Genomic DNA, 17,382 nt, shown 5'->3' on the forward strand with positions numbered 1-17,382 from the left:
CGCTGGCTGCCCTCCGCTGATGCAGGAGCCGGAGGGCGAGCCGGGGTACTTTTTGCCGGCAATACCAACGTTACGACAACCTCCCCTATTTCAGATCGAAACGATCCAGGTTCATCACTTTTGTCCACGCAGCGACGAAGTCCTTGACGAACTTCTGTTGCGCATCGGCGGTGGCATAGAACTCGGCCAACGCACGCAACTGCGCATTGGAACCAAAGACCAGGTCAACCCGGGTCCCCGTCCACTTCACGGCACCGGTCTTGCGATCACGCCCTTCATACTCTTGCCGGGCATCCGACACGGGCTTCCACTCCACCCCCATATCGAGCAGGTTGGTGAAGAAGTCATTGGTCAAGGCTTCCGGCCGTGAGGTGAACACACCGTGTTTGCTTTGGCCGACATTGGTGTTCAACACCCGCAGCCCGCCCAACAGTACCGTCATTTCCGGCGCACTGAGCGTCAGCAGTTGTGCCTTGTCGATCAGCAGTTTTTCGGCCGGAACACGGTACTGTTGCTTCAGGTAATTACGGAAACCGTCGGCAATCGGTTCCAGGAAACCGAAGGATTCGACATCGGTCTGTTCCTGGCTGGCGTCCATGCGGCCCGGGCTGAACGGCACCGTCACACTGTGGCCGGCGTTTTTTGCTGCCTGTTCAACGCCCGCATTACCGGCGAGCACGATCAGGTCGGCCAGGGAGATTTTCTTGCCGCCACTGTTGAACTCGTTCTGGATGCTTTCGAGTTTTGCCAGCACGCGGGCCAGTTGCTCTGGCTGGTTGGCCTGCCAGGACTTCTGCGGCTCCAGGCGCAAGCGTCCGCCGTTGGCACCGCCGCGCTTGTCGGAACCACGGAAAGAGGAAGCCGCCGCCCAAGCTGTAGATACAAGCTGCGAGACCGTCAGCCCGGATGCCAGCACCTTGCTTTTCAGGCTCGCCACATCGCTGTCATTGACCAGCGGATGATCGACAGCAGGGATCGGGTCTTGCCACAGCAGCTCCTCGTTTGGCATTTCCGGGCCGAGGTAACGCGAGAGCGGGCCCATGTCACGGTGAATGAGCTTGTACCAGGCGCGAGCGAAGGCATCGGCCAGTTGATCGGGATTGGCCAGGAAGCGCCGGGCAATCGGCTCGTAGATCGGGTCCAGACGCAGGGCCAGGTCAGAGGTCAACATCGTTGGATCACGGCGTTTGGACGGATCATGGGCATCCGGAATGGTCCCGGCACCCGCGCCGTTCTTCGGCTTCCACTGATGGGCGCCGGCCGGGCTCTTGGTCAGTTCCCAGTCGAAACCGAACAGGTTTTCCAGGTAGTTGTTGCTCCACTTGGTCGGCGTGGTGGTCCAGGTCACTTCCAGGCCGCTGGTGATGGTGTCGGCCCCCTTGCCGGTACCGAACGTGCTTTTCCAGCCCAGGCCTTGCAGCTCCAGGCCAGCGGCTTCAGGTTCTGGCCCGACGTTGTCGGCAGGCCCGGCGCCATGGGTCTTGCCGAAGGCGTGGCCACCGGCGATCAACGCTACGGTTTCCTCATCGTTCATCGCCATGCGGCCGAAGGTTTCGCGGATATCCTTGGCCGATGCGACCGGGTCCGGCTCGCCTTCCGGACCTTCCGGGTTCACGTAGATCAGGCCCATCTGCACCGCGGCGAGCGGGTTTTCCAGATTGCGTCCCTCCTCGGTCCGGCTGTCCTCGTTGCGCCCCGGCTCGGCCACGAGCGGGACGTCGCCAGGTTTCTGTACCGGCTTGTCCTCTTTGCCGTAGCGCGTGTCTCCGGCCAGCCACTTGCTTTCAGAACCCCAGTAGACGTCCTCGTCCGGTTCCCAGGCATCCGGGCGGCCGCCGGAAAAACCAAAGGTCTTGAAGCCCATGGATTCCAGTGCGACGTTGCCGGCGAGGACGATCAGGTCGGCCCAGGAAATTTTGTTGCCGTACTTTTGCTTGACCGGCCAGAGCAGCCGACGGGCCTTGTCGAGGCTAACGTTGTCCGGCCAGCTGTTGAGCGGTGCAAAACGCTGCTGCCCGGAGCCGGCGCCACCCCGGCCGTCACCGGTGCGATAGGTGCCCGCGGCGTGCCAGGACATGCGGATAAAGAGAGGCCCATAGTGACCGAAGTCCGCCGGCCACCAGTCCTGGGAATCGGTCATCAGCGCAGTCAGGTCTTTTTTCAGCGCCTGGAAGTCCAGGCTCTTGAAAGCTTCGGCGTAGTTGAAGTCGCCCCCCAGCGGGTCAGACTTGGGCGAGTGTTGACTCAGGATCTTCAGATTCAGTTGGTTCGGCCACCAGTCGCGGTTCGTCGTGCCACCGCCAGCGGCGTGATTGAACGGGCATTTCGATTCAGTTGACATGGCATCTCCTCTTGATTTTGTTTTCAGCTAACCATCCTTAAGCGTGGATCCGGATCACCGATTGAAGAAATAGCTTTTCGGTATGGGATCCATAGCCTTGAGGCTATGACGGCCCAGTGATCAGTCGCTCCAGACCATCCATTAAAGTACCGGTCGGGGAAACTGTCGCTTCATTTGGGGGAGATAGCTGATAAACAGCTCAAATCAGTCTGGAGGTTGGCAAAGCTTCCATGACCCACGGGGCCTGAAATGTCCACGCCGTTACTGCACGCAATAAAAAACCGGCCTGTTTCAGCCGGTTTTTTTCGTTTCTCTCAACAGCACTTCGGTCCGGCTTTACTGCCGTAACGGGCCTCCTGGCGCTCGCGGAAGAACGCCTCGTAGTCCATCACCGGTTTGTCCGGGTGCTTGGTCTGCATATGCTCGACGTAGTTGTCGTAGTCGGGCATGCCGACCATCAGGCGCGCGGCCTGACCGAGGTATTTACCGAGGCGACTCAGGTCATTGAACATGATCAGGCATCCGGCAGCGCCTGGAATGGCGCTTCCTTGTCCGTGCGTTCCTTGGTGCCCCAGGCGGCAATACCGACCTTGAGTGCAAAGAACAGGATGCTGAACACCACGAACAGGAACAGCGCGGTCAGCGTCGCGTTGGTGTAGGCGTTGAAGATCACGTGCTGCATCTGGTCGATGCTCTTGGCCGGGGCCAGCACCTGACCATTGGCCAGCGCATCGCTGTACTTCTTCGCCAGTGCGAGGAAGCCGATCGCCGGGTTGGCGTCGAACAGCTTGATGAAGCCGGCGGTGGTGGTGCAGATCAGCAGCCACACGGCCGGCAGCAAGGTCACCCACACATAACGCTGGCGCTTCATCTTGATCAGCACCACGGTGCCGAGCATCAGCGCGATACCGGCCAGCATCTGGTTGGAGATACCAAACAGTGGCCACAGGGTGTTGATGCCACCCAACGGATCGATCACGCCCTGGTACAGCAGATAACCCCACATGGCCACACAACCGGCGGTGGCAATCAGGTTGGCGGTCCAGGATTCGGTGCGTTTCAGCGCCGGAACGAACGAGCCGAGCAAGTCCTGCAGCATGAATCGACCGGCACGGGTACCGGCATCCACAGCGGTCAGGATGAACAGCGCTTCGAACAGGATCGCGAAGTGGTACCAAAACGCCATGGTGTTCTCGCCTGGCAACACGTGGTGCAGAATCTGCGCGATCCCCACCGCCAATGTCGGCGCACCACCGGCACGGGCCAGGATGGTGGTTTCACCGATGTCATGGGCCACCGCTTGCAGGGCTTCCGGGGTAATGGCGAAGCCCCAACTGCTGACGGTTTGTGCAACGGCTACCGCATCGGCACCGACTACAGCGGCCGGGCTGTTCATGGCGAAGTACACACCCGGATCGATGACCGAAGCCGCGACCATGGCCATGATCGCCACGAAGGATTCCATCAGCATGCCGCCGTAACCGATGTAACGGGCATGCCCCTCACTGGCGAGCAGCTTCGGCGTGGTGCCGGAAGCGATCAGCGCGTGGAAACCCGATACCGCGCCACAGGCGATGGTGATGAACAGGAACGGGAACAGACCGCCCTTCCATACCGGGCCGGTGCCGTCGATGAATTGAGTCAGGGCCGGCATTTTCAGCTCGGGCATGGTCACCAGGATGCCGATGGCCAGGGCGACGATGGTGCCGATCTTCAGGAAGGTGGAGAGGTAATCACGGGGCGCCAGGATCAGCCACACCGGCAACACCGCTGCGACAAAACCGTAGCCGATCAGCATCCAGGTGATCTGGAGACCAGTAAAGGTAAAGGCCTTGGCCCACACCGGATCCGCGGCAATCTGCCCGCCAAGCCAGATCGAACCCAGCAGCAACAGCACGCCGATCACCGAAATTTCGCCGATGCGACCCGGGCGGATGTAGCGCATGTAGATGCCCATGAACATCGCGATCGGGATGGTCGCCATCACCGTGAAAATCCCCCACGGGCTCTCGGCCAGGGCTTTCACCACGATCAGCGCCAGCACCGCAAGGATGATGATCATGATCAGGAAGCAGCCGAACAGCGCGATGGTGCCGGGGATGCGGCCCATTTCTTCACGGACCATGTCGCCCAGGGAGCGGCCGTTGCGGCGGGTGGACATGAACAGGACCATGAAGTCCTGAACCGCACCGGCCAGCACCACACCAGCGATCAGCCAGAGCGTGCCGGGCAGGTAGCCCATCTGCGCCGCCAATACCGGGCCGACCAGAGGGCCTGCACCAGCGATGGCGGCGAAGTGGTGACCGAAGAGTACGTGTTTGTTGGTCGGCACGTAGTCCAGACCATCGTTATTGAGCACAGCCGGTGTGGCCCGATTGGGGTCGAGCTGCATCACTTTATTGGCGATGAACAGGCTGTAGTAGCGGTAGGCAACGAGGTAGATGGCGACGGCTGCGACTACGATCCACAGGGCGTTGATCGCTTCGCCGCGGCGCAGGGCCACAACACTCAGCGCAATCGCTCCCAGGACAGCCACGGCAAACCAGGCGAGGTGTTTAGCCAGACGGGGCATAGCGTGTCTCCTGCCGACAGCCAGTGACTGCGGCGGTAATTTTTATAATTGTGTCCGCAGTGCGGAGCTGGCCCAATATCTGCGCATGGCGTCCACAAATAAATCCGCGTTACTACGTACGTGGCGTCTACGTAGTTCTACGTAGACGATACCGATCTTCTGTGGGTTGACCATTGACTCTGGGGCGATCCACGATCAATTGTGGGAGCGAGCCTGCTCGCGATGGTATTTCAGGCGCCGAGTCGCGTCGGCCGTACCTTTTTCGCGAGCAAGCTCGCTCCTACAATGCGTATCTTTGGCATATGATCCCCACCCCTCGCGCGGGCAGGAGTGAACATGCAGCTCAAACACAAGATCGTCGCCCTCGGCATTTTGCCGCTGGTGCTGGCCATTGCGGTCATTTGCGCCCTGGTGATTTCCCTGAATCGCCAACTGGGTGACCAACAGGCGCAGCTGATCGAAGACAGCATTCTGGCGAGCAAGCGCGCGGAGCTGAAGAACTACGTGGAAATGGCCCAGAGCCTGATCGAGCCTCTGTACGACGACGGCCACGGCGATGCCCATGCCCAGCAACAAGTGCTGGAGGAACTGCGCAAGCTCAGCTTCGGCATCAACGGCTACTTTTTCGTCTACGACCACGAAGGCCGCAGCCTGATGCATGCACGCCAGTCGGAACTGGTGGGCCAATACCTGTGGGACATGAAAGATCCCCACGGCTTGCCGGTGATCCAGGCGCTGCTCAAAAGCGCGCAATCGGGTGAAGGTTTTCAACGCTACGCCTGGAACAAGCCCTCCTCCGGCCAGGTGACCGACAAGCTCGCCTATGTAGTGATGCTCGATCGCTGGGGCTGGATGCTCGGCACCGGCATCTACCTCGAAGACGTCGAACGCGCCACCCAGCAGGCCCGTGCCGAAGTGGCCATGGGCATCCGCAAGACCATGATGGCCATCGCCGTGGTCGCCCTGGTCGCGGTGCTGTTCGTGTTCGCCACCGGCATGACCCTCAACGTCAGCGAACATCGCCTGGCGGACAAGAAACTGCAGCGCCTGACCCAGCGCATCGTCAGCCTGCAGGAGGAAGAACGATCCCGGGTGTCCCGCGAGTTGCACGACGGCATCAGCCAGGTGCTGGTCTCGATCAAGTTCCAGTTCGAACTGGCCAGCCATCTGCTGGAACGCGGACAAGCCCACGACAAGGGCTTGAGCACGCTAAAGGACGCTACCGAGCGCCTGGGCGATGCCATCGGTGAAGTGCGCAGCCTCTCCCACGACCTACGCTCATCCTTGCTCGACACCCTCGGCCTGCCGGCAGCCATCGGCCAACTGGCCGCTGAGTTCGAGCAGCGCAGCGGGCTGACCGTGACCTATGACGAAAATGAATTCGACTGCCAACTGGTCGACGGCGCGGCTGTGTCGCTGTTCCGCATCGTCCAGGAAGAACTGACCAACATCGAACGCCATGCGCAGGCGAAGAACGTGTCCATTACACTGCGCGGCTGCAACGAATCCGTACGGCTGACGGTGGTCGATGACGGTATCGGTTTCAACGTCGCCCAGGTCGAACGTCGTCAGGCGGGCATTGGCTTGCGTAACATCCGCGAACGCGTCGAACATTTTGGCGGGCGCTTCGATTTGATCTCGATGCCGGGCAGAAGTGAGCTGGACGTACGGCTGCCGATGAAACCTGGCGCAAAACTACAAGAGTGAAACCTTGCATGAACCTGCCCTCCCCGATCCGCGTCGCCCTGGTCGACGATCACTCCCTGGTCCGCGACGGCATCAAGGCGCTGCTGGCCGTGATGTCGCCCCTGGAAATGGTCGGCGAAGCGGAAAACGGCGCCGAGGCCATCGAGATGGTCGGCCGCTGCCAGCCCGACCTGCTGCTGGTCGACATCAGCCTGCCGGACATGAACGGCCTGGAACTGACCCGCGTGCTGCGCAGCCAGTACCCGTCGCTCAAGGTGCTGGTGCTGAGCATGTACGACAATTACGAATACGTCAGTGAATCGGTGCGCTCCGGGGCCAGCGGCTACGTGCTGAAAAACGCCCCGTCACGGGAAATCATCGCCGCCATCGAAGCCATCAGCAGCGGCGGAACCTTCTACAGCGCCGAAATCGCCCAACGCCTGATCGCCGACAGGAACACCGACAACGAACTGACCCCGAGGGAAAGCCAGGTGCTGTCGAAAATGGCGCAAGGCTTGAACAACAAGGAAATGGCCCGGGAACTGGACATCAGCGTGCGCACGGTGGAGACACACCGCTTGAGCATTCGGCGCAAGCTCAACATCGACAAGCCGGCGGCGTTGGTCAAATACGCCCTTGATCATGGGCTCATCTCCCGCTGACACCTCGAAACCTGTGGGAGCGAGCCTGCTCGCGAAGAGGCCGGCACATTCAATATCCATCGCGACTGACACACCGCCATCGCGAGCAGGCTCGCTCCCACAAGGATCAGCGAATCAGCCATTGACTGCGTCGATAGTCACCATCAACTCAATGAAGTTCTCTTAAAAAATCCACGGCGTAACATCTGCTCCATACCAACCCATAAGTACCCCCGGAGCACACGATCATGAAACGCCAGACCCTCCTCAGCATCGCTTTCTCGGTTTTCGCAGTTAACGCTTTCGCCGCAAACTCCGCTCAACCTGTGGTCGCTGAAGGCGGCTCGGATCGTCTGATTGAAAGCCGTGTGGCCGAGGGTGGTTCCGATCGCCTGATCGAAAACCGCGTTGCCGAAGGTGGCTCTGACAAGCTCCTGCAAAACCGCGTTGCCGAAGGTGGCTCGGATCGTCTGATCCAGAATCGCACTGCCTGAATAAGGCGCTCTACTGCGGTCCCACAAAAAAACCGGCCTGATCAGCCGGTTTTTTGTGATGGTCAGAGATCCTCAGGCCAGGCTCGGAACAGCCTCACCGCTGCTTGCCCGTTGAGCATCCAGCAGCACATCCAGAGTCGTGAGGAACAGGTCATGGCTCATGATGCCGGTGCATACTGTTGATAGAATCTGTCTGCCGGTTGCATCTTTGATAGTGACCATCTCGGTCCACTTATTTAAATCAACTGTGGAAAGTGTCGACAGCGGAACTTCACTACCTTCAACTTTCAGAAACTCACGTGTCATAATGATTGGCCGAGTAGTGATATTCAGGAAGTCCCCCGCAATTCGCTTGCGCCATACCTGTCCGGTAGGCACATAGTTGAAAGTCACTGCACCGTCAGACTCAAGCTCCTTCATCACAACCGGCAAACGCTCGCGGACGTGCAGCTCACGCACCAGTTCCTGAAACTCAAAAAAACCTTTGAGCGACGCGATAGCTCGATGAAATGGCTCACTATCATTACGACGATACGCCAAGTTAGTGATCAAGCCAGAGATTGCGGTTTGTCCCGAACTGAACAGATACAGGTCTTCTATTTCAGCAAACGCCGTGTATTGATGATCAGCTCCGCTAATAGCAACAATACCGTGCTCATAAACCTCATAATGGGTCGCGCGCAACTTCTTCTGCCACGCATAAAGTCCGAATAGAACTGCCGAAATGACTATCAGTAAGCCACTAGTAGAATAGATCCAGAACTGCGGACTGAAATCACGACTGGTGTTCGCCCCAGCACTGCCCGCTGGCAGGATGGTACCCAGGTACAACACAAATCCTGACAGGCACAACATGATGATGCCGAACAACAGCGTGAAAACCAGAAAGCCCTTGCCATGGTGGTAGGTTTGGATCAGTTGACCTGTCTCGGTGGGAGAGTGTGTGGTTGATTGCTGCATAAGGTGATTACTTCCCTAGTAGTTGATTTAAAAACACGGTAATCCAGACTGGAGCCTGCAAATACACTGTCGATTCCATTACGAGGCTTCAGATACAGGTTGTACGGTTCAGGCCGTTGATCACAGAATCAAAGGACTGCCCAAGAGATTTGGCGTCTCGCAGGATGGGATTATTCATTTTCCACATCATTTGTCGTTGTTCATCAGGCTTGTAGCCACCGTTTCTTGCCGTATTGATCGCTTCACGCCCTTTACCGACAAAACGGTTCAAATCATTGAGCAAGACACTGCATTTGAGCGCTGGTGTCTGAGATTTGCCTTTCTTGTCCCAGCCTTCGATCATTTGGGCAGTCTTATTCAAACTGTCCTCGAACGCTTTGGCAGCCTCTTGCGCCCCAGCAGACCGGAAAAACTCATCGGATAAGCGTACAGATTGCTTGGCATAAAGCACGATCCCCGCGCGGTAATAACCCAAACTGTCCTTCTCGGAGTTATCAAAGGCGGCCTTGGTATTGATCTCGTCGCGCTTGCTGATACCGTCATAAAACTTCGCCTGCTCCATGGCGACATCTTCCAAGGCAGCCTCCAGCAATGGCTCCATTTCCCTGGCTTTTTTCCCGCCATCGCTCAGGTATCCTTTGGAATTGGCATAGTTGGCGAGTTCTGCGTGAATTGGCTGCAATTTTGCCAGCGCCACAATCATGCTTTTCGCAGGGTCATCGAGCTCTGGCATTGGGTAGGAGAGCTGCAATGCCTTGTTAAGATTTTCCTGCAAAATGCTAATGTCATAACCACTGAACATGTAGTAACTCGTCAGTTTCTTGCCTGACGCGAGCGTTTCAGAATACTCGACCTTACGCTTCTCCAGCGTGGAGGCAAAATCTCCACCCTTGTTCGCGGCTTCAACATATATGTTGTATTTTTCTATCTCCGCCTGGCTTGAATTCTTCTCCGCTTGGTGTGCCTGATTCTGGGGCGCAACGCCTTGGGCATTGTCGGACTTGTCACATCCGCTCAGAAAAACCCCTAACAACATCAACATCCCTGCCAGCATATTTCTTGAGTGCATGTTATATTTCCCTATTCATACTGAATCTTATCTTTTTCAACCCAAACGAATTTCCAATACAACCCCCTGCCCCCTCAGACAAAGTCTAGGCTGTCTGAACAAAAAATACCCCGGATCCACTCCTATCTTTTTTTAAGAACAGATAACCAACAGCATCGGTAAGATAGAAAATATCCTTAAATGGGTCTGAAAAGTCCGAGGAATAGAACTGACACAAAAAATCGTATTCCGCAAGAAACACATCGGGAAGAATAACGCCATGCGGGACTACATTTGATATCATAGAAAAAACAGGAAAATCGTCTGCACCTATATCTCTATCTTTCAACTCCGTCGCAGTCTCAGGAATGCTATCAACAGGACTTTCTTGAAATACACCGCCTTGCCCGCGGACGACTAGAGTATAACCACTTAATATTGTCTCTAACTCTGAAGGATCGCCACTGTATGTCACATTTTCAAGAAAATAATCTGATTTACTGTAGGTGGTAAATACGTGTAATTTACCTTGGCCGGGGACATTCTTTGCACACTCAATACCTTGAATTTTAGAAAAATCAATAGTAGCGACCAGAGTAAGCGGCTCACCATCAGGGTTAACCGGCCAATCTTCGACCTCAGCCTTGCTCCCGCCAAAAGTCAAACCAGAGTTAGTAACTACGCCACCCGATGGAATAATTTGCTTTACCGTTATCATATTGATCTCATCTGCAAGTACCAAGACTGTTATGGAATTTTTTCGCGATTCTTTTAAGTTGTTTTACCCGTGAACTAGGCACGCCGCTTTTCCTAAGAGCACCGGAGGTTATATCTAGCTCCCGTTTGAGAGAAGGCGCAAACTCGTTTCTGCCGAGACCTTGACTTCCACGGATCTGTGTTTCATGCCAATGAGCTCCACCTACACCTCTAGTATCTTTTAGAGGCCCTCTAGTGTGATGATCTAGATCAAGAGCAATAGATGGACTCCCTGAGAGTCTAGTTCCTTTTTCAGCAAGATTTTGTTGCACCAAGTACTCATGGCGAAGGAGTTCGTGCGCCTGCATACCATCTCCTATGTGCGTCCCCCCGTTTAACTCACCATATGTTCCTAATTCGAAAAGTGTAGCTAGCCCTAGAGGGTCAATCCAACCAATAGCGCTAGGAGCATATTGGTAAAGATTGACCCCACCCAACAACCCAATCGGATCCTGCGTTACAAACCGCCCCACCTCCGGATCGTAATACCGAAACGTGTTGTAGTGCAGCCCCGTCTCGTCGTCGAAATACTGCCCCTGAAACCGCAAATTCTGCTCGACGTCATTGACCGCCAGCTTCTCAACCGCCCCCCACGCCTTATACGTCGCCTGCCAGACAATGCTCCCGTCCGCGTCCGTCATCTCCAACGGCGTACCAATCTGATCGGTATGAAAGTAATAAAGCTTCTGCTCCTCACCTTCCGCCTGATCCACCCGCGCCAACGGCGCATAACTCCCCGGCTCATACAGGTACAGACTGCTCTGCCCCGGTCGCTCCTCCCACAGCATGCGCAAGCCTTGCCACAAAAAGTGTTTCTGCTCGGTTTTACCCTTGACCTCTGAAACCTTGGCCACCCGCCGCCCGAGGCTGTCGTACCGATACGCACCGGTACTTTCCAGCTTGCCGTTGACCACCGTCTCGGCCCGCACCAACCGATTTTCACAGTCATAACCAAACGTCTGCAGCGTGCCCATGCCGCTGCGTTTTTCAATCAGGTTGCCCCACGCATCGTAGGCATATTCCTGATCCCGCCAGCGCTGGAGGCGGTTGTCTTTGACGTGGTCAAACTGGCTGGTGTTGAAGTTCAGCCGGTTCGCCGCAGCGTCATAGCGGAATTCTTCACTGTCGATCAGCCGGCCGGTGTCGCGGCTGTGCAGCTGGCCGTTGGCTTCGTATTGGTACTTGATCTCGCCGCGCAGTTTGTCGAGGGTGCGGGTCAACTCGCCGGCCGGATCGTACTGGTGACGGCGGTGGATCGGGTTGTAGGCGTGCTCCACCAGCAGGTCGGGCTGGATGCCGGGGTTGTGGATTCTCGAGAGTTTTTCCGCCGGCAGGCGCGAGGCGAACTGCCAGCTCTTGCGGCCCATGGCGTCGTAGCCGAAGCAGCTGAAGTGACTGAGAGCAAATTCCCAGCCACTTAATTAGATAAAACTCATGGAATTTTAGCCAACGCCTTTTCAATCTTGCTTGTATTATTAATATCTCCACCTTTATCCACGTAGGCGTGCCAAGCTGGAACTGCCTTCTTGAATAGTTCGAGACATTGGGAGGTAACATCTGATTTTTTTATAACCAAATCCATCTTCAAATTACCATCACTATCAAATGGCTCCTTAAAAATCAGACCACGCACCTTAAGGAAACTCATTAAAACTGTATACCGCACAACTATCTGCCTCTGATATTCGGCGCTTTTATTTCTAGTCATTAGCATCGGTATGCTGCACAAAGTAAAATCCAGATCACTCATTACCAAACTCCTATTACCTTGCACGAATCACTGTCGACACATCAGTTACTTCAATCAATTTTTTGGTACCCGGCTCGCGCACAAAAACTCCACCCGCCTCTCGAATTCTCATTTCTTTTTCCAGCTGCGCAAATTTCGAAGCGGTCAAATTTGTAATTTCTTTAGCTGTGCCGGAACCATCAGTATTCTTAACAACAAAATCAACTCGACGCCCCTCACCAGTTAACGGGTCCTTGACTATTTTCCCCTCAGCATTACGTAGATACCTTTCGCCGAGAACATTTTTCTTACCGTAACGTTTCTCGAATATTGCTTTGGCCCTAGCCTCTCGAGCAGAGCCGGCCACTTTGTTTGGTATGCATTCCCATCCCCACGGATCAGTCCATGCAGTCGTGTTTGGAGCATAGCTGTAGAGATTGTAACCCCCAAACAATCCTATCGGATCCTGCGTAACAAACCGCCCCACCTCCGGATCGTAATACCGAAGCGTGTTGTAGTGCAGTCCCGTCTCGTCGTCGAAATACTGCCCCTGAAACCGCAGATTCTGTTCGACTTCGTTTACGTCCAGTCTCTCAACCGCCCCCCACGCCTTGTACGTCGCCTGCCAGACAATGCTCCCGCCCGCGTCAGTCATCTCCAGCGGCGTACCAATCTGGTCGGTATGGAAGTAGTAAAGCTTGTGCTCTTCACCTTCTGCCTGGTCGACGCGCGCCAACGGCGCATAACTCCCCGGCTCATACAGGTACAGACTGCTCTGCCCCGGACGCTCCTCACGCAGCATCCTCAGGCCTTGCCACAAAAAGTGCTTCTGCTCGGTTTTACCCTTGACCTCTGAAACCTTGGCCACCCGCCGCCCGAGGCTGTCGTACCGATACGATCCGGTACTTTCCAGCTTGCCATTGACCAACGTCTCAGCCCGCACCAAGCGATTTTCACAGTCATAACCAAACGTCTGCAGCGTGCCCATGCCGCTGCGTTTTTCAATCAGGTTGCCCCACGCATCGTAGGCATATTCCTGATCCCGCCAGCGCTTGAGGCGGTTGTCCTTGACGTGGTCAAACTGGCTGGTGTTGAAGTTCAGCCGGTTCGCCGCGGCGTCGTAGCGGAATTCTTCACTGTCGATCAGCCGGCCGGTGTCGCGGCTGTGCAGCTGGCCGTTGGCTTCGTATTGGTACTTGATCTCGCCGCGCAGTTTGTCGAGGGTGCGGGTCAACTCGCCGGCCGGGTCGTACTGGTGACGGCGGTGGATCGGGTTGTAGGCGTGCTCCACCAGCAGGTCGGGCTGGATGCCGGGATTGTGGACTCTCGAGAGTTTTTCCGCCGGCAGGCGCGAGGCGAACTGCCAGCTCTTGCGACCCATGGCGTCGTAGCCGAAGCAGCTGGTGAGCGTGCCCTGGGTGCGCAGGACTTCGCGGTGCAGGTCGTCGCGCTCGATGTCGCTGATGAGCTGGCCGTCGAGGTTGAGTTGGTGCAGGTGGCCGCTGCCGTAGTACAGGTGATTGAGGTGTTGGCCGCTGGGCAACGTCAGGGTGGTGAGGTTGCTCAGTGGATCGTATTCGTAGGACAAGGCGCCTTGCGGTGTCGTCTCCTGGACCAGCCGGCCGAGCAGGTCGTAGGCGAATTCCAGCGTTTCTTCGTTGACGCCGATTTGCTTACCCTGCGCGGTCGGCTGGCGCTGGATCGACTGCAGGCGATCAGCGTCGTCGTACACATAATCCTGACGCGCATCGGCATTGAGTTTGGCCAGCAGCCGGCCAATGCTGTCGCGCTCGAATTCGGTGCGGCGCTGTGGCCGCTCACCGCGTTCGCCGTAGCCGGTTTCGTCGACCTGGGTCAGATGCCCGCCGAGGTTATAGCTGAAGCGTCGGGTCAGGTTGTCGATGCGTTTTTCTTCGATCAACCGGTCCGAGGCATCGTAGGTGAACTGGTACGCCGCGTTGTTTTCGTTGATCAGCGCGGTCAGGCGAATCGCCGGGTCGTATTCGTAGCGGATGCGCTGGCCCTTGGCGTCCTGACGGCTACTCGGCAGACCGCGAGCGTTGCGTAGCAGCCGGGTGGTCTGGCCCTTGCCGTCGGTGTGCGTCAGCACCTGGCCGAGGGGGTTATAGGTGAACGATTCGGCGCTGCCGTCCGGGTGTTTGATGCGCAGCACTTCGCCGTCGGGCTTGCGTTCCAGGGTGGTGGTCTGGCCCAGCGCGTCGGTGACGGCGACCAGATGCTGGCGCTCGTCGAAGCGGTAGGTGGTGTTTTTACCCGAGCAATCCTGAAAGCGTTCGACCTGGGCCAGGGTGTTCCACTACAGGCATTTGGGCATGCGGCTGGCGTCGATTATTAATATAAAGAAAGTGATTGAGACAATGTTGGCAGCCACTTTTTCAATGAGTTTTGAAAGAGCGAACGACAGAAAGCGTTAGTGACCGCATCACAAACAGAAATAGCGTCGAAAAATATCAATTACTCAAGGTCTGACAACCAAAAAACTATTAACCTCTTTTTGTGCAAAATCCATTTTTTCAAGCAGCGGGCTCTCATAATCACTATATATATCTAAATACTAGGCGAAAACCTGATTAAATTATCGGTCAAAGCACCTCCAAGCAAGAGAACTATAACCCTTTCGTAATTTTCAATAATAGAGTGAAGATCCGTCCCTCCCCGCACTACCTGAACTTGTTTAAGCTCATTCAATACTTCTCGCAACAAATCAATCAACTCAGTTTTTTTCATCTCACACCCCTTATATAGCGCTTATATTTCTGATACCTACAATCCAACTTTCCGGCCAATTTTGCGGCATTAGTATTTGGTCCGCACCACCTTTAAATACTGTTCCTGACCTGGTGACGTCACAGTTCCTCTGGCCTTCGATTTTACAGGTCGATCTCAGATTCGTCCTTTAAACCTTCAACAAAAGCGTCAAACGAACTTGCGAGCCAACGATAGGCCTTTGCATGATTGGCGGCATAACTACTATTCGAATCAAAGGAATCAGTTGCGTAAAAACATACATCACCATCAGTCAAATCCAGACAGAAAAAGTTACCACCATCGTCAGTCGCAAACGGCAGCAATGTTTTAGGTATCACATTTTTAGAGGTCATCGCTGCATAACAGCCGCTTAAATATTTTGACTCTGCAGCATCCAAAGCACCACTAGCTGCAACTGCTTTAAATTTCTTTATTCGAACAGGCTCATATTCATCACCACTATCCCACCAATCTCTATCTGCAACCCCACCATTATGAGTTAAATAAAAATTTTTAAAGCCTTCAGGCAATGTATGTCCGATCTCGTCCTCCAGCAAACTGAGATCAGAGCTATTCACTTTCGGATCGGACTTCGACATTTTCAGTACACCCATCATTGTCTCCTTACTAACAAGTTGTAGAGGCAGCTTTCGGAGCCCGCCCATTCAGCCAGCCCTTAGAGTGCGAGATACCTACAGCATCAGTATTGCCATAAGAACCAGAAGGTAGACCGAAATGCTTTTCAAACTGAGCTACAGAGCCGCCATGTGGAAATGTCGCTTCATGGGCTGATGTTTTGACTAACTGCATAGTGGTCTTACCGGTTTTCGGATCAAAGTCATCAACGTGATGCCAAGTATAATCATCGGCTGCCGAAGCTTTGATACCTGCCTCTTTATATGCCTGGGTGAAGTCCCGTCCCCTCGCACCCTGCATTGTGATTGAAACGATATTTTTTTGATTACCGGTCACCGGAAACAAATCAGGAGAGCCCGTAAAGTCAACGCCCTTGAAAGCCCAACCCCACGGATCAATCCAAACGTTCGTATTAGGGGCGTAACGGTAGAGGTTGAGCCCCCCATCCAACCCAATCGGATCCTGCGTAACAAACCGCCCCACCCCCGGATCGTAATACCGAAACGTGTTGTAGTGCAGCCCCGTCTCGTCGTCGAAATACTGCCCCTGAAACCGCAGGTTCTGTTCGACGTCATTGACCGCCAGCCTTTCAACCGAACCCCACGCCTTGTACGTCGCCTGCCAGACAATCTGCCCTTCACGGTCAGTCATCTCCAACGGCGTACCAATCTGATCGGTATGAAAGTAATAAAGCTTCTGCGCTTCACCTTCCGCCTGATCCACCCGGGCCAACGGCGCATAACTCCCCGGCTCATACAGGTACAGACTGCTCTGCCCCGGACGCTCTTCGCGCAGCATCCGCAAGCCTTGCCACAAAAAGTGCTTCTGCTCGGTCTTGCCGTTGACCTCTGAAACCTTGGCCACCCGCCGCCCGAGGCTGTCGTACCGATACGCACCGGTACTTTCCAGCTTGCCATTAACCAACGTCTCAGCCCGCACCAAGCGATTTTCACAGTCATAACCAAACGTCTGCAGCTTGCCCATGCCGCTGCGTTTTTCGATCAGGTTGCCCCACGCATCGTAGGCATATTCCTGGTCCCGCCAGCGCTGGAGGCGGTTGTCTTTGACGTGGTCAAACTGGCTGGTGTTGAAGTTCAGCCGGTTCGCCGCGGCGTCGTAGCGGAATTCTTCACTGTCGATCAGCCGGCCGGTGTCGCGGCTGTGCAGCTGGCCGTTGGCTTCGTATTGGTACTTGATCTCGCCGCGCAGTTTGTCGAGGGTGCGGGTCAACTCGCCGGCCGGGTCGTACTGGTGACGGCGGTGGATCGGGTTGTAGGCGTGCTCCACCAGCAGGTCGGGCTGGATGCCGGGGTTGTGGATTTTCGAGAGTTTTTCCGCCGGCAGGCGCGAGGCGAACTGCCAGCTCTTGCGGCCCATGGCGTCGTAGCCGAAGCAGCTGGTGAGCGTGCCTTGGGTGCGCAGGACTTCGCGGTGCAGGTCGTCGCGCTTGATGTCGCTGATCATGACCGCGAGGGTGGAAAATAGAAACTCCTCAGGTCAGGCCGACATTCGAAATTAATGACGCACACAATGCAATAAATGAACAAAAGAGTGACTGAGGTGAAGCTTACAGCCACTCAATAGATTAAATTTTAAAGAACTTGATTAACTCTACAGATTATCTCAAAAGGTGAACCATTCTGATCGATATAGAGGAAATAAATCTGGAATTCTCAACCGTCCTCCTGATCCACCCCCCAATGGCGCATAGCTACTCGGCTGACTTTTCTTAAAAACTATGCTATCTGAA

General features: G+C 55.5%; 11 protein-coding genes and 4 pseudogenes. 3 read left to right on the forward strand and 12 right to left on the reverse strand.

What is annotated here, in order from left to right:
- Nucleotides 1-85: 85 nt before the first annotated feature.
- The 3 genes from katG to AC3ITA_RS17100 all read right to left on the reverse strand — a co-directional run bounded on the left by katG (nt 86) and on the right by AC3ITA_RS17100 (nt 4,913).
- Nucleotides 86-2,341, reverse strand: a complete 2,256-nt coding sequence (gene katG / locus AC3ITA_RS17090) for a catalase/peroxidase HPI (RefSeq protein WP_414928937.1) — start codon at nt 2,339-2,341, stop codon at nt 86-88.
- A 314-nt stretch (nt 2,342-2,655) separates the two neighbouring features.
- Complete coding sequence (locus AC3ITA_RS17095) at nt 2,656-2,853, reverse strand: YbdD/YjiX family protein (RefSeq protein ID WP_007976534.1); 198 nt, start codon at nt 2,851-2,853, stop codon at nt 2,656-2,658.
- A 2-nt stretch (nt 2,854-2,855) separates the two neighbouring features.
- Nucleotides 2,856-4,913: a carbon starvation CstA family protein gene (locus AC3ITA_RS17100; RefSeq protein ID WP_095942940.1), complete on the reverse strand. Its 2,058-nt coding sequence runs from the start codon at nt 4,911-4,913 to the stop codon at nt 2,856-2,858.
- Between the two features lie 336 nt (nt 4,914-5,249).
- On the opposite strand from AC3ITA_RS17100, the gene AC3ITA_RS17105 reads away from it, so the two are divergent.
- The 3 genes and pseudogenes from AC3ITA_RS17105 to AC3ITA_RS17115 all read left to right on the forward strand — a co-directional run.
- Nucleotides 5,250-6,620: a cache domain-containing protein gene (locus tag AC3ITA_RS17105; protein WP_150674141.1), complete on the forward strand. Its 1,371-nt coding sequence runs from the start codon at nt 5,250-5,252 to the stop codon at nt 6,618-6,620.
- Between the two features lie 8 nt (nt 6,621-6,628).
- The gene (locus AC3ITA_RS17110) at nt 6,629-7,261 is read left to right on the forward strand and encodes a response regulator (protein WP_046042521.1); all 633 of its coding nucleotides are present in this window, start codon (nt 6,629-6,631) and stop codon (nt 7,259-7,261) included.
- A gap of 227 nt (nt 7,262-7,488) precedes the next feature.
- Nucleotides 7,489-7,731: pseudogene (locus tag AC3ITA_RS17115) on the forward strand (hypothetical protein); the annotation flags it as partial.
- Between the two features lie 75 nt (nt 7,732-7,806).
- On the opposite strand, the gene AC3ITA_RS17120 reads toward AC3ITA_RS17115, so the two are convergent.
- From AC3ITA_RS17120 to AC3ITA_RS17160, 9 genes and pseudogenes are all read right to left on the reverse strand, one after another.
- Nucleotides 7,807-8,694 carry a hypothetical protein gene (locus tag AC3ITA_RS17120; RefSeq protein WP_150674139.1) on the reverse strand — a complete coding sequence of 296 codons (888 nt, stop codon included), beginning with the start codon at nt 8,692-8,694 and terminating at the stop codon, nt 7,807-7,809.
- An 88-nt stretch (nt 8,695-8,782) separates the two neighbouring features.
- Nucleotides 8,783-9,763 carry a YiiG family protein gene (locus AC3ITA_RS17125; RefSeq protein WP_489277994.1) on the reverse strand — a complete coding sequence of 327 codons (981 nt, stop codon included), beginning with the start codon at nt 9,761-9,763 and terminating at the stop codon, nt 8,783-8,785.
- 85 nt (nt 9,764-9,848) lie between these two features.
- Nucleotides 9,849-10,460 (reverse strand): DUF1963 domain-containing protein, encoded by a 612-nt coding sequence (locus AC3ITA_RS17130; RefSeq protein ID WP_150674137.1) that lies wholly within the window; start codon nt 10,458-10,460, stop codon nt 9,849-9,851.
- Nucleotides 10,461-10,467: 7 nt separating this feature from the next.
- Nucleotides 10,468-11,886: pseudogene (locus AC3ITA_RS17135) on the reverse strand (RHS repeat domain-containing protein); the annotation flags it as partial.
- Between the two features lie 44 nt (nt 11,887-11,930).
- On the reverse strand, nt 11,931-12,248 hold the full coding sequence (locus AC3ITA_RS17140; protein WP_150674136.1) for a hypothetical protein: 318 nt from the start codon (nt 12,246-12,248) through the stop codon (nt 11,931-11,933).
- 13 nt (nt 12,249-12,261) lie between these two features.
- Nucleotides 12,262-14,544 (reverse strand): annotated as a pseudogene (locus AC3ITA_RS17145) (RHS repeat-associated core domain-containing protein); the annotation flags it as partial.
- A gap of 574 nt (nt 14,545-15,118) precedes the next feature.
- On the reverse strand, nt 15,119-15,610 hold the full coding sequence (locus tag AC3ITA_RS17150) for an SMI1/KNR4 family protein (protein ID WP_489277997.1): 492 nt from the start codon (nt 15,608-15,610) through the stop codon (nt 15,119-15,121).
- A 13-nt stretch (nt 15,611-15,623) separates the two neighbouring features.
- Nucleotides 15,624-15,932 carry an HNH endonuclease gene (locus tag AC3ITA_RS17155; RefSeq protein WP_130904582.1) on the reverse strand — a complete coding sequence of 103 codons (309 nt, stop codon included), beginning with the start codon at nt 15,930-15,932 and terminating at the stop codon, nt 15,624-15,626.
- 81 nt (nt 15,933-16,013) lie between these two features.
- Nucleotides 16,014-17,093 (reverse strand): annotated as a pseudogene (locus tag AC3ITA_RS17160) (RHS repeat domain-containing protein); the annotation flags it as partial.
- Nucleotides 17,094-17,382 lie beyond the last annotated feature (289 nt).

This window comes from Pseudomonas sp. GL_090, assembly GCF_057837765.1.